Below are 19,352 nucleotides of genomic sequence, written 5' to 3'. Positions count from 1 at the left end.
ATGGAAGTTTTCGGCCTTGTCCTGACCTATAACCACCTGCTGCTCACGATCCCGTCGATCGCGCTGGCCGGTTTCGTGATGCTGGGGCTTGACCCCTTCCGCCTGCGCGATTTCGAGGTGCGGGCGCTGGCGCTGATCGGCGGGGTTGGTCCGCTGATCCCGATGCTGGTGTTCGCCAATGCCTGTTTCCACGGCCAATGCACCGGCATGGTGCCGATCTTTACCCTGAAGGTGGGCGAATCCACCGTGGCGCTGGCGCTGCAGATGGACCCGCTGGCCGCGCTGGTGGGGCTGACGGTCTGCGTGATCGGCGCAGCGGTGATCCTGTTCTCGGTCGCCTATATGCAGGGCACGGCGCTGCCCGACCTGCGGCGGTTCTTCGCGCTGATGCACCTGTTCCTGGCCGGGATGCTGACCATGGTGCTGGCCGGCGATTCCATCGTGCTGTTCCTGGGGTGGGAACTGATGGGGCTCTGCTCCTATCTGCTGATCGCCTACAACACCACCTCGGCCGAGGCGATCCGCGCCGGGCGCAAGGCCTTCATCATGACGCGGGTGGCCGACGCCTTCCTGCTGGCCGCGCTGCTGCTGCTGTTCCTTGAGGCGAATTCGGTGCGGCTGGACCACCTGATCCCGGCCGGGGTGGCCGCGCAGGACGGGATGCGCCCGATCATCGCCGCGCTGCTGCTGGGCGGGGCCATCGGCAAATCGGCGCAGGTGCCGATGCACACCTGGCTGCCCTCGGCCATGGCCGGCCCGACGCCGGTGTCGGCGCTGCTGCATTCGGCCACCATGGTTGCCGCCGGGGCCGTGCTGTTGATGCGTTTTTCGCCCATCATCCAGGCCGAGCCGGTGGTGATGGCCGTCGGTGCGGGGCTTGGCGCGCTGACCGCGATCTTCGGCGCCGCCGCGGCGCTGTTCCAGCAGGACATCAAGCGCCTGCTGGCCTATTCCTCGATCAGCCAGATCGGCTACATGATGCTGGCCATCGGCGTGGGCGCGCCCGAGGCGGCGGCGGCGCATTTCGTGGTGCATGCGATCTTCAAATCGCTGCTGTTCCTGTCGGCCGGGCACATCACCCACCATTCGCCGCGCGGCACCGACATCATGGCGATGCGTGGCGCCAGCCAGCGCAATCCGCTGGCCTTCCTGGCCTTCAGTGCCGGTGCGGCTTCGCTGGCGGGGCTGCCGGTCATCACTGCCGGCTGGTGGTCGAAAGAGGCGATATTGGGCGCCGTCTGGGGCGCCGAAGGCGCGCTCTGGACCGTTGCCGTTCTGGCCGCCGTGCTGACCGCCGCCTATGCCACCCGCGCCGTGCTGATCGCCGCCATGCCAGACCGTGACAAGGCCGACGCCCACGACGACAGCCACGACACCGGCTATACGCTTGTGCCGCTGGCCTTCCTTGGCTTTGGCGCGCTGCTGGCGGGCGGGCTGGTCGAACCGATCATGCACCTCTTGGGCGCCGAAGTGCCGCATGCGCCTATGTTCACAATTCTCGTGGCCTCGGCCGCGCCGCTTGTGGGCGTCGCCATCGCCTTTGCGCTGGCCTATGTGCCGGCGCTGGCCAACGGGCTGCAACGCGCCCGTGACATTGCCCGAAGCACCCGCCGCCGCCCGCGCAAGCAGGAAAAACCCGCCAGTTTCTGGGTCCGTATCGCGCTGGCCTTCAGCCGCGGCTTGCGGATCGACACGCTGTACCAGATCATCTTTGTCTGGCCCTTCGTGAAACTGGTACGCTGGCTGAACGGCTATGGCCGCGGCGTTGCCGATCCGGTCGGCAGCCTGCCCGCCATGGCGGCGCTGCGCCTGCAACGCGCCATCACCGCACCCTTTGCCCCGGACTGGATCGACCGCACCTGGACCGCGTTTGGCGGCCGCATCCTGGCCCTGTGGGCGGCGCTGCGCCGCCTGCAAACCGGCCGCGCCCGCGACCACGGGCTTTACATGGCCGCGGGCACCGCGGGGCTTCTGCTACTTGCCTGGGGACTGACATGGCATTGATCGCACTTATCCTTCTGCCCTTCCTCGGGGGGATCTTCGCCCTGATCGCCGGCAAGGCCGAACCCACCGCCGCCCGCATCGTGGCCGTGGTGTTCCTGTTCTGCGGCGTGCTGGCGCTGGCCTGGACCTATCAACATGCCGAGGCCGGCCGCTGGATGATGATGACCCGCGAACCCTGGGCGCCGGCCATGGGCATGTCGATCATCCTGGCCATCGACGGGCTGTCGTTCATCATGGTGGCGCTGTCGCTGGCGCTGGGGCTGCTGACCGTGGTCCTTTCGTGGAACGCCACCGACCGCGCGCCGCTGCTGCATGCCACGCTGTGCTGGACCGTTGCCGCCTCGAACGGCGTGTTCCTGGCCTTTGACCTGGTGCTGTTCGCCTTCTTCTGGGAACTGATGCTGGTACCTTCGTTCCTGCTGATCGCCATCTGGGGCCATGGCGACCGCGAAGCGGCGGCGATCAAGTTCCTGATCTACAATGCCATCGCCGGGCTTGGGCTGCTGGCGGCGGTGTTCTGGATCGGCGCCTCCGGCCCCACCGTCAGCTTCGATGCCTTCGAGGTGGCCGAACGCGGCCTTCCCGCCACGGCGCAGATCTGGCTGCTGCTGGGCTTTGCGCTGGCCTTCATGGTCAAGCTGCCGGTGCCGCCCTTCCATGCCTGGCTGCCCGATGCCCATACCCAGGCGCCTACCGTCGGTTCGATCCTGCTGGCGGGGCTGCTGTTGAAGACCGGGGCCTATGGCCTGTTCCGCTTTCCCACCCTGCTGTTCCCGCAGGGGATGGAGGTGCTGGCCCCCTATGGCCTGATCCTTGGCGCCTTCGGCACGATCTATGGCGCGCTGGTCGCCTGCGGCCAGACCGACGCCAAGCGGCTGGTCGCCTATACCTCGGTCGCGCATATGAGCGTGGTGCTGATGGGCATCTGCGGCGGCGTCCACTTCTCGCTCATGGGGGCGGGGATCATCATGGTGGCCCATGCCTTCTCGGCCTCGGCGCTGTTCCTGCTGATCGGGGCGGTCTATGACCGGGTTCACACCCGCGACCTTCGTGAACTGGGCGGGCTGCAACGCAGCGCCCCGCGCTTTGCCGCCGCCTTCGCGCTGTTCTTCTCGGCCACGCTGGCCATGCCTGGCACCGCCAACTTCCTGGGCGAGGCGCTGGTGATCACCGGCATGTTCCAGGTGAACTGGCTTTACGCCTCGATCACGCTGGTATCGCTGGTGGTGTCGGTGGTCTATGGCACCCGGCTGTTCCAGCGCATCGTCTTTGGCACCCCGCGCAAGGCGCAGGTCACGGTTGACCTGTCGTTCCGCGAACTGGGGCCGGTGGTCGTGCTGGCGATCGGAACGCTGCTGTTCGGCGTGCTGCCGCAGTTCCTGATGACCGGGCTTGATCCGGCCGTGAACTCGGCGGTCGAGGCCTTGCGGGCGGCGACTCCGTGATGGCGACCATGGGCCTTGAACCGCTGGCCGTGCTGGGCCTTGCCGCCGTGATCGCCATGGCGATCTCGCCGCGCGCGTCCGACGGCACCACCCGCAGCATCGCAGCACTTGGCCTGCTGGCGGCGCTGATCCTTGCCGCCGGATCGCAGGGGGCGCTGACCTCGGCCCTGCTGACGGGCGATACCGCCGCCCGCTTCGGCACCGGCCTGTGCTGTCTGTCAGGGCTGGCGGCGCTGGCGATCCTGCGCCCCGCCTCGGCCCCGCGCGAGGCGCCGGCGCTGATCCTGCTGGCAACGCTGGGCGCATCGGTGCTGTCGGGGGCGTCCCATGCGGCAACGCTGTTCGTGGGGCTGGAACTGGTGACACTGGCGCTGATTGCGCTGACCGTGCTGCCCCGCAGCGCCCCCGCGCTGGAGGCAGGTTACAAGCTGCTGATCCTGGGCGGCATCGGCGCGGCAACGCTGCTGATGGGCTTGGCCTTCGCCTTTGCCGTGACCGGCGAGCTGACCTTTGCCGCCTGGTCGTCGACCGACCGGCTGGTGGCACTGGGGGCGGCGCTGTTGCTGGCGGGGCTGGCGTTCAAGTTCTCGCTTGTGCCGTTCCACATGTGGACGCCCGACATCTTTTCCGGCGCGCCTGCGGCAGCGGCCATCGTGGCGGGCGTCGCCTCGAAGGTGGGGGTCGCCATCGTGCTGTTGCGCCTGCAACCGCAGATGCCCGCCACCGGCATCTGGCAAACCGGGCTGGCCGCGCTTGGCATCGCCTCGGTGGTGCTGGGCAATCTGCAGGCGCTGCGCCAGCCGTCGCTGCCGCGGATGCTGGGCTTTTCGTCCATCGCCCATTCCGGCTATCTGGCGCTGATCCTGGCCTCGGGCGCGGCAGACACGTCGCAGGCGGTGCTGTTCTACATTGCCACCTATGCGCCGGCGCTGTTTGCCGCCCTTGCCGCCGCGGCCATTCTGGACCGCGACGCCAACCTGACTGGCCTGCGCGGCCTTGTCTGGGCGCAGCCGATGACCGGGGCGGTGCTGACGCTGGCGCTGCTGTCGCTGGCGGGCCTGCCGCTGGCGGTGGGCTTCTGGGCCAAGTTCCAGTTGTTCTCGGCGCTGGCGCAGGCGGGCACCTACGGGCTTCTGGCCGTGGCGATCCTTGGCTCGGCGGCGGGGCTTTACTTCTATCTCCGCTTCACCGTCACCCTGTTCCGGCGCGACGGGGTGGATTTTCCCCGCCCCCCGCATTGGCAAGAAGCCGCCGTGCTGCTTGCCGCGGCGGCCACCATCGTGGGGCTTGGCGTCTATCCGGTGCCGCTGGACGCGCTGGTCACAGCCAGCCTGCCCTGACCGGCAGAGGCCGGTCAGTTCAGAACCTTGAAGCCCTGATCGGCGAAATGCCTGTCCGCCGCTTCGGTGGACAGCGCCTCGAAAAACGCCTTGTCGGCGGCATCGGCTGCGCCGGTCAGCAGCGCCGCGGGGTAAAGAATGGTCTTGTGGCTGTCGTCCGGAAAGGTGCCAACCACCGTCACATTGTCATCGGCCACCGCGTCCGAGGCATAGACGATGCCATAGGGAGCCTCGCCCGCGGAAACCAGCGCCAGCGTCGCCCGCACGTTTTCCGCCTGCGCGACCATGGGTTCGACCGCCGGCCAGATTCCCAGGCTTTCCAGCGAAGCCTTGCCATATTGCCCGGCGGGCACCGAATCGACCATGGCCATGGCCAGCTTGCCATCGCCCAGCAAGGCCTTCAGATCGAAGCCGGGCTTGATCTCGACCGGGGCCGCGTCCTTGCCATGGGCGATCAGCACCAGCGTATTGCCCAGCAGGTCTTCGCGGGTGCCGGGCACCACCAGACCGGCCTTCTCGACCTCATCCATCCAGTTGACGGCGGCCGAGATGAAGATGTCGGCCGGGGCGCCTTCGAGGATCTGCTTGGCCAGCGCGTTCGACCCGGCATAGCTGATGGTCACAGTATTGCCGGTGGCGGTCTGGAAATCGGCGGCCACCGCGTCCAGCGCGTTCTTCAGCGAGGCGGCGGCGAATACCACCACCTCTTCGGCGGCGACAACCTGCGGCAGCACCAGCGTGGCGGCAATGAGCGAGGCAAACAGGGGACGGCGGGGAAAGGACATGGGGGCTCCTTGGCGTTATGTCTGAAGAAACATAACAATCCACGGGCCGGCCCCGCGCAAGCGATATTTCCGGCAAAACACAACCCCGGGACATTCCCCGCCTGATCCCGCTTGATCCCCGCCGCCGTTGCCCGCAAAACTGGCAGCATGACCGACCTGCCCGATGATGCGCGCCTGTTCCTTCGCCTGTTCTTCGTCGATTTCCGGTTTGGTCCGGGCAAGGCCGCCATGCTGGAAGGCATCCGCGACACCGGCTCGATCTCGGCCGCCGGCCGCCGGATGGAGATGAGCTACAAGCGCGCCTGGATGCTGGTGGAGGAGATGAACGCCGCCTTCGCCACTCCGCTGGTCGAAAGCAGCCGCGGCGGCAGCGGCGGCGGCGGCGCGCGTCTGTCAGAGACCGGCCATCAGGTTCTGGCCCATTTCCGCGCCATCGAGGCCGCGGCCACCAAGGCCGCCGCCCCCGACATGCAGGCCCTTGAAGCCCTGATGCGCCCACGGGACCGCTGACGAAGGCCGGCCGCACACGGGATACGGCTCCAGCCACCATGGGCCAAGGGCACAGGAGCAGCGGCCTTTCACGCCGATCTGACATGCCGTGCATCGTTGCCGGAGTCTGCCGCCCCCAGCCCCAACAGCTTTCGCAGCGTGCCCGAGGCGATGGCGGACTGCGCGTCGGGGGACAGACCGGCGCCATTCAGTGCGGCCTGCAGGCGCGGGCGGATCGGGCCCTGGCTGACGATGGGCCAGTCGCTGCCCGCAAGCACGCGGTCCGGCCCCAGCGCCGCCGCCAGCGCGGCAATTACCACCGGGTCAAACCCCATGGTGTCGGCAAAGACCTGGCGGCGCAGCACCTTGGCCGCCGGGCTGCGCCTGTCTTCGGGCTGGTCATAAGCCGCGCCCAGCAGGATGCCGGCAATCGCCAGATTGGTGACAACCACCTGCAACCCGGGAAGGCGGTCGAAGACCCCTTCGGCGATCAGGCTGGCCAGCGCCGCGCTGTTCACCGTGCCGCGGGCCAGCAGTGTGCCGAGCCGCCCGAAAGGGGCAAGCTGTTCGGTCAGACCGGGCGGATTGACCGGGTGCAGGAAGACCGGAACGCCCAGCCCGGCGGCGGCTTCCAGCACAGGGCGGGCTTCGGGCGCGTTGATCAGGCGGTCGCCGCGCCCGCTGTCAAGGAATACCCCGTGCAGGCCCAGCTCCTGCACGGCGCGGGTCAGTTCGCGCGCCGACGCCTCGCCACCGAAGGTGTCAACCGCGGCCAGCCCGAAAAGCTGCCCCGGCCGTTCGGCCACCAGCGCGGCCAGGGCATCGTTCAGCCGGGCCGGCAGGTCGGCGGGAAACCCGGCCGGATGCGGGGCGATCAGGGCCAGCGGCACATTCACCACCCGCCCGGCCAGATCACCGCTGTCGATGTCTTCCACCAGTGCGCGGGGGTCGGTGATCTTGCCGATGACGGATTGCCAATGCGCCCGGTTCGCGGCGCTGCCCGTGACCAGATGGCCCAGATCGAACCCCGGCGGGATGTAGTGGCTGTGAAAGTCGATGATCGACAGGGGCGCAGGCATTGAGAGGGGTTCCTTCTGATGGGCCGGCCGTTCAGGCGGCGTGGGCACCGGGGCCGAACAGCAGATCAAGGATGCGGGCCTTTTCGGCCTGAAAGGCGGCCGAGGTGCGGGCGCGGGGCTGCGGCAGGTCGATCTTCAGATCGGCCCGGATCTCTCCGGGCGGGCCCGCCAGAACCAGAATCCGGTCAGACAGGGCCAGCGCCTCGTCGATGTCATGGGTGATGATGACGACATTCGGCACCTCCTGTCCGACCATCTCAAGCAGGTGGTCCTGCATCCGCAGCCGGGTCAGCGGGTCCAGCGCGGCAAAGGGTTCGTCCATCAGCAGAAGCCGGGGCCGGCGCACCAGCGCGCGGGCGATGCCCACCCGCTGCGCCATGCCGCCAGACAACTGGCGCGGCAGGGCATTGCCGAAGGCGGGCAACTGCACCTGCGCCAGCGCCGCCTGAACCGCGGCGGCACGGTCGCGGGCGGGCTGATCCCAGATGCCAAGTTCGATATTGGCGCGCACGGTGGCCCAGGGCAGCAGGCGGGGTTCCTGGAACACCACGGCCACATCCGGCCGCGCGCCGGTGATCGGCGTGCCGTCCAGCCGCACCGTGCCGCCGGTCAGCGGATCAAGCCCGGCCAGAACCCGCAGCAGCGTGGATTTGCCGCAGCCCGAGGGGCCGACGACACCCAGCACCCGGTCTTCGCGCCCCAGCGAAAAGGTCACGGGACCAAGCGCGCGGAAGGCGCCGTAGGTCTTGACCAGTGACTGCACCTCAAGCATCAGCTTGCCCTTTCCAGCGTGTCCTGCCAGCGCAGCGCCCAACCGGCGATGGCGGCAAGGATCATGTCGGTGACCTTGCCGCAGGCGGCAAAGATCAACATGCAGGCCATGACCAGCGCCGGACGCCCGGTCATCTGCCCGTCCAGCAACAGAAAGCCGATCCCGCGCGAGGCACCCATCAGTTCGGCTGCGACGACCACGATCCAGGCCACGCCCATGGATTGCCGCAGCCCCACGAAATATGACGGCAGGCTGGCCGGCAGCAGGATGCGCCCCATCAGCCGCAGCCCGGTCAGCCGGTTCACCCGGCCCACCTCGATCAGCTTGCGGTCCACGCCGGCAACGCCGGCCATGGTGTTCAGATAGACCGGAAAGAAGGTGACCAGTGCGATCAGCGCCACTTTCGACGCTTCACCGATGCCGAACCACAGGATGAACATCGGAATCCACGCCAGCCCCGGAATGGTGCGCAGCGCATGGATGGTGGGGTCAATCAGGGTGCGGAAGGTCAGCACATAGCCGGCCAGAACCCCCAGCACGGTTGCGGTGCCGGCCCCGATGGCAAAGCCCGCCATCACCCGGCCCAGCGAAGGCGCAAGCTGGTGGCGCAATTCGCCGCTGCGCAGCAGATCCACCAGCCAGGCCACCACCTCGGCGGGGTGGGGCAGCAGATAGGCGGGAACCCGGCCGGAAATGCTGACCAGATACCAGACCAGCAGGATCGCGGCGGGAAAGACCAGCGCAAGCGCAAGCCGGCGCAGCCGCGCGGCCCAGGCCGGCCAGGGCTTGCCTGTCCGGGCATGGGCATCGGGCTGGGGGCGACGGGCAACGGCGGGGCGGTCGGGCAGGCTGGCGTCGGTCATGTCATTCCGCCGCCGCGATGGCCGGCACCGGCGTTTCGGCCAGCAGCGGCTGCGCGCGGGCCAGCGGCCCGAAGTCGATGAACCGGGTGAAATCGACCGGCCGCTCGATGAAGCCGTGGTCCACCAGCAGCCGGTTCTGGCTTTCCAGCCGCGCGATCAGCGTGTCGTCCAGCGAAAGGCCAAGCTGTTCATGCACGCGGGGCGAGAAGGCCCGGTCAACCAGATCTTCGGGCAGGCCGGCTTCGATGGCGATCAGCCGCTTGGCCTGCCGCTCTTGCGCCCTTGCCCAGGTGGCGGCGCGCAGGGTCTGGGCGACCACACGGTCCACCAGATCGGGGCGGCGGTCCAGCAGATCGCCGGTGACCGTCAGTGTCAGAGGCGCGTCGTTGTTCACCCAGCGGGCGGTGTCCTGACTGTCGAAGATCGCCCGCGCGCCGGTGAAGCCTTGGGTGATGGCGGCGATGGCGCCTTGCGAAAAGATCGCGTCCACCTCGCCGCGGATCAGCGCCTCGGCCTCTTCGCGCTGATGGCCCAACATGAAATCGGCACGCCAGAGGCTGTCTTCCGCGCGCCGGGCATCCTGCGCGCTGTCCACATAGGCGCGGGCGATGCGGACCTCGGTTGGAACGGTGTCCTGCAAGCGCAGGCCATTGGCGGCCAGCACATCAGAGAAGCCGCGCAAGACGGTGGTGCGCCAGAAATCCACCGGGTCCGACAGCCGCCGCGGGATCGAGATCCGCTTGCCGCGAAGGTCTGCCACGCTGCGAATGTCGCTGTCGGGGCGGACAAGGATCACCCGCAGGCTTTCGTTGAAGGACAGCCCGATCAGCCGCACATCCCGCCCGGCGGCGCGGGAAAACAGCGGTGGGGTATTGCCGCCCTGCCGGAAGAAATTCGGCTGGGTCTGCTGGAAATGCGATTGCCGGGCGCTGCGGTCGGGTGTGGTGGCCAGCGACCGGAAGGCGATGCCTTCGGTCTGCAGATCCTGCGCGATCCAGCCATTCAGCACGGCCAGGCTGAAGGCGGTGGGCACCGGGCAGCGGGTGTACCAGAAAGTGTTGGTCATCGGGGGCTATCCTGTTCGGGCAAGACTGCGAGGGGGGTGCGCGCGCCCCGGACCTGAAGGCCCGGGGGCGCATGGGGCGGCGGATCAGCCCGCCGCCAGAACCTGCGTGATGTAGCTGCCCGCCAGCAGGCTGTTCGTGGCGGCTGCAAGGTCGGTTCCGACCGGGATCGACCCGGTGTCGCGCAGCGCCTCGCCCGCGGCGATCAGGTTGGCCACGTCGGCATCGGTGATGGCGAACTGATCCAGTACATTGCGGTTGAACGACCGTTCGGCCACCGGCTGTTCCAGTTTGCCCGCCGCCGCATAAAGCGCCAGCGCCTCGGCCGGGTTGGCCTTGATGTAATCGACCGCGCGGACATTGGCCTTCAGGACGGCCGTCACCAGATCGGGGTTTTCGGTGGCAAAGTCCTTGTGGACGTTCAGCACGCCGCCGGTGATCAGCGACAGGTCGCGGTAGATCGGCACCGAGCCGCGGGTGATCTCGGTGATGGCGAAATCGGGGTCCAGTGCCGCCCAGGCATCGACCTGCCCGCTTTCCAGCGCCAGCCGCCCTTCGGGGTGTTGCAGGGGCACCACCTCGACCTCGGTGGCGGGGATGCCTTCCTTCGCCAATGCGCGCAGCAGGAAAAGATAGGGTTCGGTGGCGCGGGTGGCGGCCACCTTCTTGCCGCGCAGATCCTGCAGTGTCTTGATGCCCGAGTCAGGCAGCGCCAGAAGCGTGGTGCTTTCCCCGCGCGACAGCCACGAGATCACCTGGTTCGGCGCGCCATTGGCATGGCCCAGCAGGGCCGCCGATCCGGCAGAGGCGCCAAAGTCGATGGCACCGCTGCGCAGGAATTCCAGCGTCTGGTTCGACCCGCGCGACAGGGTCCATTCCACGGCAATGCCCTTGGCGCCGAACTCTTCCTCAAGCCAGCCCTTTTCCTTGATCACCAGCGTTGACGGCGTGGCGTAGGAAAAGCCCAGCCGAACGGCACTTGCGGCCGCCCGCGCCTGTCTGACAAGCGCCGGTGCCGTCAGGGCCCCGATGCCGGCCAGCGTGGCCAGGGTGAAATTGCGTCGTGTGATCGTGGTCATGCTGCGCACCTGCTGGTTGATTTTCGGGCCACCCGGCCCTGAAATGTTGCCCGGCCTTCGGCGGCCGCGCGGAACAGGCCCCAAGGGTTGCACCGCGCAGACATGACGTAAATATCTACCAGATAAGTCGAGTAATTTTGGAAAACCCGCCCTGCCAGCCCCACTTCCGGCGAAGCGGCGCTTCCCCGGAACGGCCTGTCCGCGACAAGACCGTTCCTCGCCCTGTGATTGTTGCCGGGGGCGGCAGGCGCGCGGATGATTCGCGCCGCCTGCCGGTGGGTCAGGCCTTGCCGCGCCAGGGAACCAGCCGCCGTTCGGCGAACCGCATCAGGATGTCGATGCCATAGCCGATGATCCCGATCAGCAGGATGCCCATCACCACGATGTCGGTAAGCTGGAACTTCGAGGCCACCAGGATCATCATCCCGGCCCCCTTTTCCGCCGCCACCAGTTCGGCCGCCACCACGGTGCCCCAGCAGACGCCCAGCGCAACGCGCAGGCCGGTAAAGATGTCGGGCAGCGAGTTCGGCACGATGACATGCCACAGAACCTGCCGCGGCGAGGCGCCAAGACTGTAGGCGGCATGAACCTTGGACAGGCGGATGCCGGTCACGCCGGTGCGCGCGGCGATCACCATGATCCACAGCGCAGCCAGGAAGAGCAGCACGATCTTGCCGCTTTCCCAGATGCCGAACCAGATGATGATCAGCGGAATCAGCGCAAGCGGCGGCACGGGCCGCATGAATTCGACGATCGGGTCGAACCAGCCGCGGAACCAGCCCGACAGGCCCATGGCATAGCCCAGCGGCACGCCGACCAGCGTGCCCAGCACCAGCCCCGCCAGCACCCGCCACAGCGAGAAGCCGACATGTTCCCACAGCGAATGGTTCTGGTAGCCGTTCCGCGCAATCTCGACAAAGCGCGCGGCCACGGCTTCGGGCGGGGGCAGCCAGATCGGCTCCATCTGCCAGCCGGCATCAGGGGTGAAGCTGATTGACCCTTTCGAGGTCAGGACCGCGCGGCCATGCGCCACGCGCACCGCCTGGTCTGCGGTCACGGGCTGGCCGTCGATGGCGGTGATGCGCGCGCCTTCCCCGTCATTGGCGGCGGGGCGGACCAAGGCGCTGCGCCAGGCCGGGGTGATTTCGGCATCGTCCACCGCAATGCCGCTGCCGCCCGTGGCAGCCGGCGCCGGGGGCTTTTCGCCCGGGCGGTGGACACGCACGGTCACGGTGCCCTGCCCGGTGCCGCCCTTGCCATCCTCGACCGTGTAGGTGAAGGCGGTGTCGCCCAAGAACGACCCCGGCACATGCAACGGCACCAGCCGCGACCCGGTGAAGGCGCCCCAGATCAGGAACAGCACCCCCACCGACAGGACCGAGGCCACCCGGCTGGGCCGGATCGCGCTGGTGTCGCCAAAGGCGGCGCGGGGTGTCTTGCGCCAAAGCAGCCGGGTCAGCGCCCAGGCCACCAAGAACAGCGCCACATAGGCCAGAAGGACGGTCATGCCGCCACCTCGGACCGGCCCATGATCTCTTCCTCCATGCCCCAGATCAGCGACAGGATCTCATCCCGGCGGGCATGAAAATCGGGGCGCGACTTCACGGCGCGCAGATCGGCACCGACCCCGGCTTCGGCAAAGGGCAGGTGATATTCGCGGAAGATGCGGCCCGGACGCGGCGCCATGACGATCAGCCGTTCGCCCAGAAGCAGCGCCTCTTCGACGGAATGGGTGATCAGGATCACCGTCTTGCCGGTTTCCTTCCACAGCTTCAGCACAAGGCCCTGCATCTTTTCCCGCGTCAGCGCATCCAGCGCGCCCAGCGGTTCATCCATCAGCACCACCTGCGGATCGCCCGCCAAGCACCGGGCCAACGCCACCCGCTGCTGCATACCGCCCGACAGCGCATAGACCGGCTTTTCGGCAAAGCCCTGCAACCCGGTCTGCACCAGCAGCCGGTCGGTCTGCCGGTCCCGCTCGGCCCGTGCCACGCCGCGCATCCTTGGGCCGAAATCCACGTTGCGCCGCACGCTCATCCATTCGAACAGGGCGCCTTGCTGGAACACCATGCCCCGGTCCGGCCCCGGTCCGGCAATCGGGCGGTCGCCCAGCAAGACCTTGCCCGAGGTGGGGCGCAGGAAGCCGGCCAGAATGTTCAGAAGCGTGGTCTTGCCACAGCCCGAAGGCCCGAGGATCGACACAAGCTGCCCCGTGGGGATGGTCAGGGAAATATCGGACAGGGCCTGCGTGGGCGTCTGCCCCGCGGTGCCGAACTGCATCGACACGGCATCAAGGGTCAGGGTCGTCATACGGGGGAATCCTTCAAAACAGGTCAGGCGGCGCAGGGAGGAGGGCCCGCGCCGCCTGTTTCGCCGGTTGAAACGCCTTACAGCTTCGACGCGGCCTCAAGGTAAGAGGCATCGACGACGCCGTCATAGCTGTCCAGCGCCGACGGAATGTTGCCCGAGGCGACGAAGAAATCGGCCACGCCCTTCAGATAGGTCTGCACGCCGCCGCCCAGCCATTTGTCCGACAGCTTTTCTTCCAGCGTGGGCAGCGTGAAGCCGGCCAGTTGGTCCTTGGTCACCGCTTCATCCAGCCCAGAATCCTTGGACAGCATCGGAACGAATTTTTCCGGGTCTGCGGCATAGGCGGCGTTCTGGTCGTTCACCACCTTCAGGAACTTCGCCACCAGATCAGGGTTCTCGGCGGCAAATCCGCCCGGGGTCGAGATCACGTCGAAGACACGGATGCCGGCGGCCTCTTTCTCTTCGGCGCTCAGCAGCACATTGCCATATTCCTTGGCCCGCGCCAGCGAACCGCCCCAGCCGCAGAACACGTCGATGTTGCCCTGTGCGATGGCGGCGGCGGCATCGGGCGGGGTCAGGTCAACGACCTGCAACTTGGACACGTCGATCTTGAAATGCTCAAGCTGCTTGAGGAAACCGTAATGCGCCGCGGTGCCCAGCGGCACGCCGACCTTCTTGCCCTCCAGTTCCTGCACGTTGTCCTTGGTGATCTCCAGATCCTTGCGCACGACGCAGTTGTCGTTTTCCGAATAGCTGACGGCGACATCCACTGCCTTCAGATCCTGCCCTGCCGAGGTGGCGGTGATGAAGGGCGGCACACCCTGGCTGATCAGGAACTGCACGTCGCCCGCGGCGGCGGCGGCCGACATGGCAACGCCGGTGTCGAAGGCGCGCCAGTTCACCTTGAGACCCAGTTCCTTTTCGAAGGTGCCATCCAGCTTGGCCGCCTCGAACGGAAGGGGCCATTCCAGGAAGTAGGCAACGGTAATCTCTTTCGGCTGGGCCAGCACGGGGGAAGCCAGCAGCGCGGCAAAGGCAGCGGCCAGGCCGGTGATACGGGGCATTTCAGTCTCCATCGGACAGGTGCGGGCAGCGCCCGGTTTAGACGACTCATTTTGTCGTTGATCTACAGTCTGCGATGCCGGCCGGGCGGGGGCCATTCCAAAGCCGGGGCGCCCGGCAGCAGGGCAAGGGTGGCAGAAGCAGAGAAAAGGGAAGGAAATTCCCCGGTCTGCCGCAGATCAGGCCTGCCGCAGCGCCACCACCGAAAGTTGCGGCTTGGCCTGGGTGACGGCGGTGCCGGGCGGAACGCCCTCGGTCAGCCAGACGCCGCCGCCGATGACCGAGCCGCGGCCGATGGTGATGCGGCCCAGGATGGCCGCGCCGGCATAGATCACCACATCATCCTCGATCACCGGATGGCGCGGCTGGCCCTTGACCAGCGCGCCGCTCTCATCGGCCTCGAAGCGTTTGGCGCCCAGGGTCACCTGTTGATAGATGCGCACATTGCGCCCGATCACCGAGGTTTCCCCGATCACCACGCCGGTGCCATGGTCGGCAAAGAAGGCCGGCCCGATGCGGGCGCCGGGGTGGATGTCGATGCCGGTCACGCTGTGGGAATATTCCGCCATGATCCGCGCCGTCATGGGCGCGCCCAGCCGATACAGCTCATGCGCGATGCGGTGGTGCAGGATGGCCGACACGCCGGGAAAGCAGAACACGATCTCGTCCAGGCTTTTCGCGGACGGGTCGCCGGCATAGGCGGCGGCGATGTCGGTATCGTGCAGGTCGCGGATGCGGACCAGGCTGTCAACGAAGCCCGCCGCCACCACCGCGGCATGGGAACTGCCGGCCTGGCCGGGGTGGGATTCGGACAGATGCCATTCCCGTTCGACCTGCTGGCGCAGGCGTTGGCGCACCGACCCCAGCATCCGCAGGACATGGGCATCGGTTTCGTCCGGCGTCAGGCCGGGCGGGCCGAAGTGGCGGGGATACAGCAGCCCGACCACATCCGTCAGCACCGAAATGATCTCGGGCTTCGAGGGCAGAAGCGGGGTTGGCCGGCCGTGATAGCGGCGCTGCTGCGACACGATGCGGATCAGCCGCAACCGTTCCGCGACCGACTCGATTCCGGTCAGTGGCACGGTTTGGGGCCCGGTCAGGGGCTTGTCTTGTGGCGTCCCGTCCATGCGCGTCCTCACGCCTTCCCACCGCTCCAACCGTTGACGCAGCGCTATCGCAAAGCGCCGCCATCGCCAATGGAACGGACTTTCGTATTCAGGGTTCGCCAGAGAAGGTTGTTCTCCGGCACGGGCACGGGCTCGGCCGCCTCGGGGCCAAGCGCGGCCGACCAGTCGGGCTGTTCGTCCCGCCGCGCCACCAGCGCCCCGCGTTCCCAGGCCTGACGCGGCAGATCCAGCCGGCGGACGGCGGGCAGCTCCCCGCGCACCTCGGGGCGGGCCAGCAACCAGCCCGCCCGGGCGTCAAGGCGGCCGAAGCCGATCAGCAGGAAACTGTCGAACACCTCGTCCAGCGCCTTGAGCCGCCACAGAAGCGGCGCCAGCAGGGTGTCCAGCAGGCTGAACCCGGAGCCAGAGGTTGCCTGCGCCGATGCCAGAAGCGTCTCGATCCGGGTCAGGCGGCTACGCAGCAGGTGGATCGCCAGATCCAGTTCGCGCGGCGCCTTGGCGTTGCAGACCTGATCCAGCACGGGAAACACCGTCCTGACCAGCGCCAGACCTTCGCGATGTTCGGCCCGGCGGACCGGGTCGCGGGGGTGCAGCGGCTGGTCGGGGTGCAGATCTTCGGTCAGATCCAGCATCGCCAGCGGGTCGCGCAGCACGACCTGCGGCTGCGCCGCGCGGCGGCAGGTCAGCCGCAGCGCCGTGTCATCTGCCAGATCGACCGGCTGGCGCAGCGGCACCCGCTCCAGCGAGGTGCCGCGCACCGCCAGCGAGATTGCCACCGCCTGCGCCAGCGGGTGGCCGTCCGGGGCGGCCAGGCTGAGCGATGGCGCGGTCATTCCGCGGCCACGCGCTGCGCCCCGGCCGCCGCCAGCGCCTGATCCAGATCGGCAAGGATGTCGTCGATATGCTCGATCCCGACCGACAGCCGCACATAGCCCGCCGTCACCCCGGTCTTCGCCTGATCCTCGGCGGTCAACTGGCTGTGGGTGGTCGAGGCCGGATGAATGGCCAGACTGCGCGCATCGCCGATATTGGCAACGTGGTAGAACAGCTTGAGCGCGTCGATGAAGCGGCGGCCCGCCTGATGCCCGGAAGCCAGTTCAAAGCCGACCAGCCCGCCATAGCCGCCGCGCAGCACCGCATCGGCGCGGTTGCGGGCAACCCCTGTTTGCAGTCCGGGGTAGATCACGCGCGAAACCTCGGGCCGGCCGGCCAGCCATTCGGCCACGCGGGCGGCATTGCTGCTGTGCCGTTCGATCCGCAACGGCAGCGTTTCAAGGCCCTGCAACGTCTGCCAGGCGTTGAACGGCGACAGCGCCGCGCCCAGATCGCGCAGCAGCGTGGTGCGGGCCTTGATGATGTAGGCCACCGGACCCAGCGGTTTCGTCGCCTCGACCCAGACCGCGCCGTGATAGCTGGCATCCGGCGTGTTCAGCGCCGGCTGGCGTTGCGGATGCGCCGCCCAGTCGAAGGTGCCACCATCGACGATCAGCCCGCCGATGCTGGTGCCATGCCCGCCCAGATACTTTGTCGAGGAATAGACCACGATCGCCGCGCCATGATCGAAGGGCCGCGCCAGCAGCGGGGCGGCGGTATTGTCCACGATCAGCGGAATCCCCAGCGGACGGCCCAGATCGGCCACCTCGCGGATCGGGAAGACCTCAAGCTTGGGGTTGGGCAGGGTTTCGGCATACCAGGCGCGGGTGCGGTCATCGCTGGCGCGGACAAAGGCATGTGGATCGCGCGGATCGACGAAGCGCACCTCGATGCCCTGATCCTTCAGCGTGTTGGCAAACAGGTTCCAGGTGCCGCCGTACAGGTCGGTCGAGGACACGATGTTGTCGCCCGCCCGCGCCAGGTTCTGGATCGCGAAGGCCGAGGCCGCCTGACCCGAGGCCACCGCCAGCGCGGCAACCCCGCCTTCCAGCGCGGCGATGCGCTGTTCCAGCACATCGGTCGTGGGGTTACCGATGCGGGTATAGATATTGCCCAGTTCGGCCAGCGAGAACAGCGCGGCGGCATGTTCCGTGTCGCGGAACTGGTAGCTGGTGGTCTGGTAGATCGGCACCACGACCGACCCGGTGGCAGGGTCGGCCCGATAGCCGGCGTGAAGGGCAAGGGTCTCGGGGTTCAGGGTCATGGCTGTTTTCCTTCAAAGTTCGGTTGTTGTCGGTTCGCCCAGTCCCAGCGTCAGCCGGACCGTCCAGTTCATCAGCGCGGCGGCCAGGATCAGATCGACGATCTCAAGGTCGTCGAGCCGCTCTTCCTCAAGCCGCCAGATCTCGCGGCGGGTCAGGCCGGGGGGCACCGCGCTTAGCGCCCCGGCGGCGCTGACAATCGCCCCCAGCCGCCCGGTCAGCGGCGAGGGAAGCCCCTCTTCCAGCAGCACCCGCACCTCTCGCGGGCGTTTCAGCCCTTGCACGGCGGCCTGTGCCTGTTCCGCCGTCTGTGCAAAGCAGCCCAACCGCCGGGCCACCGCCGCAGCCGCCAGCGCGCGTTCCCCCGGGGCAAGCCCGGCGCGGCCACCGTCCTGCACCGCCTGCGTCAGGGCAGTTGCCGCCGCATGTGCCATGCCCGCGCGGGAAAACAGCCGGTCCGAGGCCGGGATGCCCGCGCCGCCGCCCGGTTCAAGCCAGGGCAACCAGCCGACCGGCGCGCGATCAAAGGCGGTGGGGCGCCGGTTGGCAGGGCGATGCAGCACGGTGTCAGCCATCCGCCGCCGCCCCTATTCGGCGGCCAGCAGGCTGGCCTGCCGGGCGGCAAGATAGCTGCGCAGCCCGGCCACCACCCGGACCTGGAAGCTGACCAGCCCGATCACCTGCGTCAGCACGACAATGCCATCCCGGGTCCATCCGGCCCGGAGCAGCGCCTCCAGCGCCTCGGGGCCAGCATCGCGCGGATGCAGCGCCAGAAGGTGGGCATGTTCCAGCGCCGCTGACAGCCGCTCGCCAAGCTCAAGCCGGGTCGCGTCATCGACAACATAGACCGGCCCGTCCAGGCTTTCCGCCGACAGCGGGCCTTCGGGAAAGGCGCCATAGGGGCCGGGATGGGCGCTGCCATCGGCCTCATGCGCAATCAGGCGGGCCAGCGGCGCCAGGGCCGGATCGGTCTGGCGCAGCAGGGCCAGGAAATGCGCCCGCGTTTCGGGTTCGTCCTGCAGGGCGGCCACGAAGGCCGCAACCGCGCGACGCTCCAGCAGCGAGACAGGGCCGGCCACCTCGGGGAACAGCAGCAGTTGATAGCTGCGTTCCGACTGCGCCCGCGCCTCGGGCCGGGCGCGGAAGGCACGGCCGACCGGGCTGCCCGGGGCCACACCGGCCAGACGTTCGATCAGGGTCAGGTCATGGTGGGTCATCTTGGGTATGCCTTCATGCCGGTTGCGGGGGTATTGTCCCCTCAAGGTTGCACGGGATGGCGCAAAAGACGACAAAACAGGGCGTGTTTTTTGCGGGCGGTTTGGGGAAGGATCATGCCCGACCGGGCGATGCCAGAGATGGAAGGCGCTGCCGGCGGTTCCTGCCCGGCGAATCGCCTTAATCCAGACGGCCAAACCCGGACTGCAGTTGCAGTTCCGCCGCGCGCAGGGCGGGCAACAGCGCGTCGGGGACCGAAGCCGCGAACCCGGCCCGGGCCAGCCGTTGCAGGGCAACGGCAACCAGTTGATCTTCGCTCAGCAGCCAGGGCGGCGGCAGGATCAGCAGGCGGCGGGCGCGCTGCAGCGCCCCGTCCCGCCCCCACAGGATATCGGCCTTCGGTCCGGCGAAACGCACCGACCAGCCAGCCTGAAAGGCCGGCGCCAAAGCGGCGGCCAGCGCGGGGCGCCGGGCCAGAAACCGGGCGCGGCAGGGCCGTGTCAGCAGCCGCAGCGCAAGGCCGTGGGCAGGTCGGCGTGTCCTGACGCTGGCTTCCATCATCGCAGCCCTGCCCCTGATCCGC

At 68.2% G+C, this 19,352-nt stretch carries 19 protein-coding genes; 4 read left to right on the top strand and 15 right to left on the bottom strand.

Translation table 11 applies throughout. The annotated features are described in order from the left end of the window. The 3 genes from B6K69_RS13495 to B6K69_RS13485 are packed head-to-tail and all read left to right on the top strand — an operon-like array spanning nucleotide 1 to nucleotide 4,789. Nucleotides 1-2,004: an NADH-quinone oxidoreductase subunit 5 family protein gene (locus tag B6K69_RS13495; protein WP_108644150.1), complete on the top strand. Its 2,004-nt coding sequence runs from the start codon at nucleotides 1-3 to the stop codon at nucleotides 2,002-2,004. Next, nucleotides 1,995-3,449: a complex I subunit 4 family protein gene (locus tag B6K69_RS13490; protein WP_108644149.1), complete on the top strand. Its 1,455-nt coding sequence runs from the start codon at nucleotides 1,995-1,997 to the stop codon at nucleotides 3,447-3,449. The genes B6K69_RS13495 and B6K69_RS13490 overlap by 10 nt, the downstream gene beginning before the upstream one ends. Continuing rightward, a complete protein-coding gene (locus B6K69_RS13485; protein ID WP_108644148.1) occupies nucleotides 3,449-4,789 on the top strand; it encodes an NADH-quinone oxidoreductase subunit N in 1,341 nt (446 codons plus the stop codon). Before B6K69_RS13490 ends, B6K69_RS13485 begins: the two co-directional genes overlap by 1 nt. 14 nt (nucleotides 4,790-4,803) lie before the next feature. Here B6K69_RS13485 and modA read toward each other — a convergent pair whose 3' ends face one another. Continuing rightward, nucleotides 4,804-5,574: a molybdate ABC transporter substrate-binding protein gene (modA, locus tag B6K69_RS13480; protein ID WP_108644147.1), complete on the bottom strand. Its 771-nt coding sequence runs from the start codon at nucleotides 5,572-5,574 to the stop codon at nucleotides 4,804-4,806. A gap of 147 nt (nucleotides 5,575-5,721) precedes the next feature. Here modA and B6K69_RS13475 point away from each other — a divergent pair, with 147 nt between their 5' ends. Next, complete coding sequence (locus B6K69_RS13475; protein ID WP_108644933.1) at nucleotides 5,722-6,084, top strand: winged helix-turn-helix domain-containing protein; 363 nt, start codon at nucleotides 5,722-5,724, stop codon at nucleotides 6,082-6,084. 68 nt (nucleotides 6,085-6,152) lie between these two features. Here the strand turns inward: B6K69_RS13475 and B6K69_RS13470 are convergent, their stop codons facing one another. The 14 genes from B6K69_RS13470 to B6K69_RS13405 form a co-directional block, all read right to left on the bottom strand. Further along, nucleotides 6,153-7,142 carry an amidohydrolase family protein gene (locus B6K69_RS13470; RefSeq protein WP_108644146.1) on the bottom strand — a complete coding sequence of 330 codons (990 nt, stop codon included), beginning with the start codon at nucleotides 7,140-7,142 and terminating at the stop codon, nucleotides 6,153-6,155. 31 nt (nucleotides 7,143-7,173) lie between these two features. Then, nucleotides 7,174-7,914 carry an ABC transporter ATP-binding protein gene (locus tag B6K69_RS13465; RefSeq protein WP_108644145.1) on the bottom strand — a complete coding sequence of 247 codons (741 nt, stop codon included), beginning with the start codon at nucleotides 7,912-7,914 and terminating at the stop codon, nucleotides 7,174-7,176. Beyond that, entirely contained in the window at nucleotides 7,914-8,777 is an 864-nt protein-coding gene (locus B6K69_RS13460; protein WP_108644144.1) for an ABC transporter permease, read from the bottom strand. The genes B6K69_RS13465 and B6K69_RS13460 overlap by 1 nt, the downstream gene beginning before the upstream one ends. A 1-nt stretch (nucleotide 8,778) precedes the next feature. Continuing rightward, nucleotides 8,779-9,843, bottom strand: a complete 1,065-nt coding sequence (locus B6K69_RS13455; protein WP_108644143.1) for an ABC transporter substrate-binding protein — start codon at nucleotides 9,841-9,843, stop codon at nucleotides 8,779-8,781. An 84-nt stretch (nucleotides 9,844-9,927) separates the two neighbouring features. Then, nucleotides 9,928-10,920, bottom strand: a complete 993-nt coding sequence (locus tag B6K69_RS13450) for an aliphatic sulfonate ABC transporter substrate-binding protein (RefSeq protein ID WP_123876570.1) — start codon at nucleotides 10,918-10,920, stop codon at nucleotides 9,928-9,930. A 280-nt stretch (nucleotides 10,921-11,200) separates the two neighbouring features. After that, nucleotides 11,201-12,427, bottom strand: a complete 1,227-nt coding sequence (locus B6K69_RS13445) for an ABC transporter permease subunit (RefSeq protein ID WP_108644141.1) — start codon at nucleotides 12,425-12,427, stop codon at nucleotides 11,201-11,203. Next, nucleotides 12,424-13,230, bottom strand: coding sequence for a taurine ABC transporter ATP-binding protein (locus tag B6K69_RS13440; protein WP_108644140.1), 807 nt, complete (start codon nucleotides 13,228-13,230; stop codon nucleotides 12,424-12,426). Before B6K69_RS13440 ends, B6K69_RS13445 begins: the two co-directional genes overlap by 4 nt. Nucleotides 13,231-13,307: 77 nt before the next feature. Continuing rightward, on the bottom strand, nucleotides 13,308-14,294 hold the full coding sequence (locus tag B6K69_RS13435; protein ID WP_108644932.1) for a taurine ABC transporter substrate-binding protein: 987 nt from the start codon (nucleotides 14,292-14,294) through the stop codon (nucleotides 13,308-13,310). Between the two features lie 177 nt (nucleotides 14,295-14,471). Further along, the gene (locus B6K69_RS13430; RefSeq protein WP_228156736.1) at nucleotides 14,472-15,374 is read right to left on the bottom strand and encodes a serine O-acetyltransferase; all 903 of its coding nucleotides are present in this window, start codon (nucleotides 15,372-15,374) and stop codon (nucleotides 14,472-14,474) included. An 89-nt stretch (nucleotides 15,375-15,463) separates the two neighbouring features. Further along, nucleotides 15,464-16,252 carry a glutathione S-transferase family protein gene (locus tag B6K69_RS13425; protein WP_108644138.1) on the bottom strand — a complete coding sequence of 263 codons (789 nt, stop codon included), beginning with the start codon at nucleotides 16,250-16,252 and terminating at the stop codon, nucleotides 15,464-15,466. Next, entirely contained in the window at nucleotides 16,249-17,556 is a 1,308-nt protein-coding gene (locus tag B6K69_RS13420) for an O-acetylhomoserine aminocarboxypropyltransferase/cysteine synthase family protein (protein WP_108644137.1), read from the bottom strand. The genes B6K69_RS13425 and B6K69_RS13420 overlap by 4 nt, the downstream gene beginning before the upstream one ends. A gap of 12 nt (nucleotides 17,557-17,568) precedes the next feature. Further along, nucleotides 17,569-18,129, bottom strand: a complete 561-nt coding sequence (locus B6K69_RS13415) for a carboxymuconolactone decarboxylase family protein (protein ID WP_108644136.1) — start codon at nucleotides 18,127-18,129, stop codon at nucleotides 17,569-17,571. A 12-nt stretch (nucleotides 18,130-18,141) separates the two neighbouring features. Continuing rightward, nucleotides 18,142-18,771, bottom strand: a complete 630-nt coding sequence (locus tag B6K69_RS13410) for a CMD domain protein (RefSeq protein WP_108644135.1) — start codon at nucleotides 18,769-18,771, stop codon at nucleotides 18,142-18,144. Nucleotides 18,772-18,949: 178 nt separating this feature from the next. Then, complete coding sequence (locus B6K69_RS13405) at nucleotides 18,950-19,330, bottom strand: hypothetical protein (RefSeq protein ID WP_108644134.1); 381 nt, start codon at nucleotides 19,328-19,330, stop codon at nucleotides 18,950-18,952. Between the last annotated feature and the right edge of the window lie 22 nt (nucleotides 19,331-19,352).

This window comes from Pseudogemmobacter blasticus, from assembly GCF_003071405.1.
Taxonomy (GTDB): domain Bacteria; phylum Pseudomonadota; class Alphaproteobacteria; order Rhodobacterales; family Rhodobacteraceae; genus Pseudogemmobacter; species Pseudogemmobacter blasticus.
This window is presented reverse-complemented; position numbering and strand designations above follow the sequence as displayed.

Excerpts from the sequence above, each read along its gene's own strand:
- B6K69_RS13495 (WP_108644150.1), top strand. The coding sequence starts at position 1 with ATGGAAGTTTTCGGCCTTGTCCTGACCTATAACCACCTGCTGCTCACG.
- B6K69_RS13445 (WP_108644141.1), bottom strand. The coding sequence starts at position 12,427 with ATGACCGTCCTTCTGGCCTATGTGGCGCTGTTCTTGGTGGCCTGGGCG.
- B6K69_RS13455 (WP_108644143.1), bottom strand. The coding sequence starts at position 9,843 with ATGACCAACACTTTCTGGTACACCCGCTGCCCGGTGCCCACCGCCTTC.
- B6K69_RS13450 (WP_123876570.1), bottom strand. The coding sequence starts at position 10,920 with ATGACCACGATCACACGACGCAATTTCACCCTGGCCACGCTGGCCGGC.
- B6K69_RS13420 (WP_108644137.1), bottom strand. The coding sequence starts at position 17,556 with ATGACCCTGAACCCCGAGACCCTTGCCCTTCACGCCGGCTATCGGGCC.
- B6K69_RS13460 (WP_108644144.1), bottom strand. The coding sequence starts at position 8,777 with ATGACCGACGCCAGCCTGCCCGACCGCCCCGCCGTTGCCCGTCGCCCC.
- B6K69_RS13440 (WP_108644140.1), bottom strand. The coding sequence starts at position 13,230 with ATGACGACCCTGACCCTTGATGCCGTGTCGATGCAGTTCGGCACCGCG.
- B6K69_RS13470 (WP_108644146.1), bottom strand. The coding sequence starts at position 7,142 with ATGCCTGCGCCCCTGTCGATCATCGACTTTCACAGCCACTACATCCCG.
- B6K69_RS13435 (WP_108644932.1), bottom strand. The coding sequence starts at position 14,294 with ATGCCCCGTATCACCGGCCTGGCCGCTGCCTTTGCCGCGCTGCTGGCT.
- B6K69_RS13405 (WP_108644134.1), bottom strand. The coding sequence starts at position 19,330 with ATGATGGAAGCCAGCGTCAGGACACGCCGACCTGCCCACGGCCTTGCG.
- B6K69_RS13425 (WP_108644138.1), bottom strand. The coding sequence starts at position 16,252 with ATGACCGCGCCATCGCTCAGCCTGGCCGCCCCGGACGGCCACCCGCTG.
- B6K69_RS13465 (WP_108644145.1), bottom strand. The coding sequence starts at position 7,914 with ATGCTTGAGGTGCAGTCACTGGTCAAGACCTACGGCGCCTTCCGCGCG.
- modA (WP_108644147.1), bottom strand. The coding sequence starts at position 5,574 with ATGTCCTTTCCCCGCCGTCCCCTGTTTGCCTCGCTCATTGCCGCCACG.
- B6K69_RS13410 (WP_108644135.1), bottom strand. The coding sequence starts at position 18,771 with ATGACCCACCATGACCTGACCCTGATCGAACGTCTGGCCGGTGTGGCC.
- B6K69_RS13490 (WP_108644149.1), top strand. The coding sequence starts at position 1,995 with ATGGCATTGATCGCACTTATCCTTCTGCCCTTCCTCGGGGGGATCTTC.
- B6K69_RS13485 (WP_108644148.1), top strand. The coding sequence starts at position 3,449 with ATGGCGACCATGGGCCTTGAACCGCTGGCCGTGCTGGGCCTTGCCGCC.
- B6K69_RS13475 (WP_108644933.1), top strand. The coding sequence starts at position 5,722 with ATGACCGACCTGCCCGATGATGCGCGCCTGTTCCTTCGCCTGTTCTTC.
- B6K69_RS13415 (WP_108644136.1), bottom strand. The coding sequence starts at position 18,129 with ATGGCTGACACCGTGCTGCATCGCCCTGCCAACCGGCGCCCCACCGCC.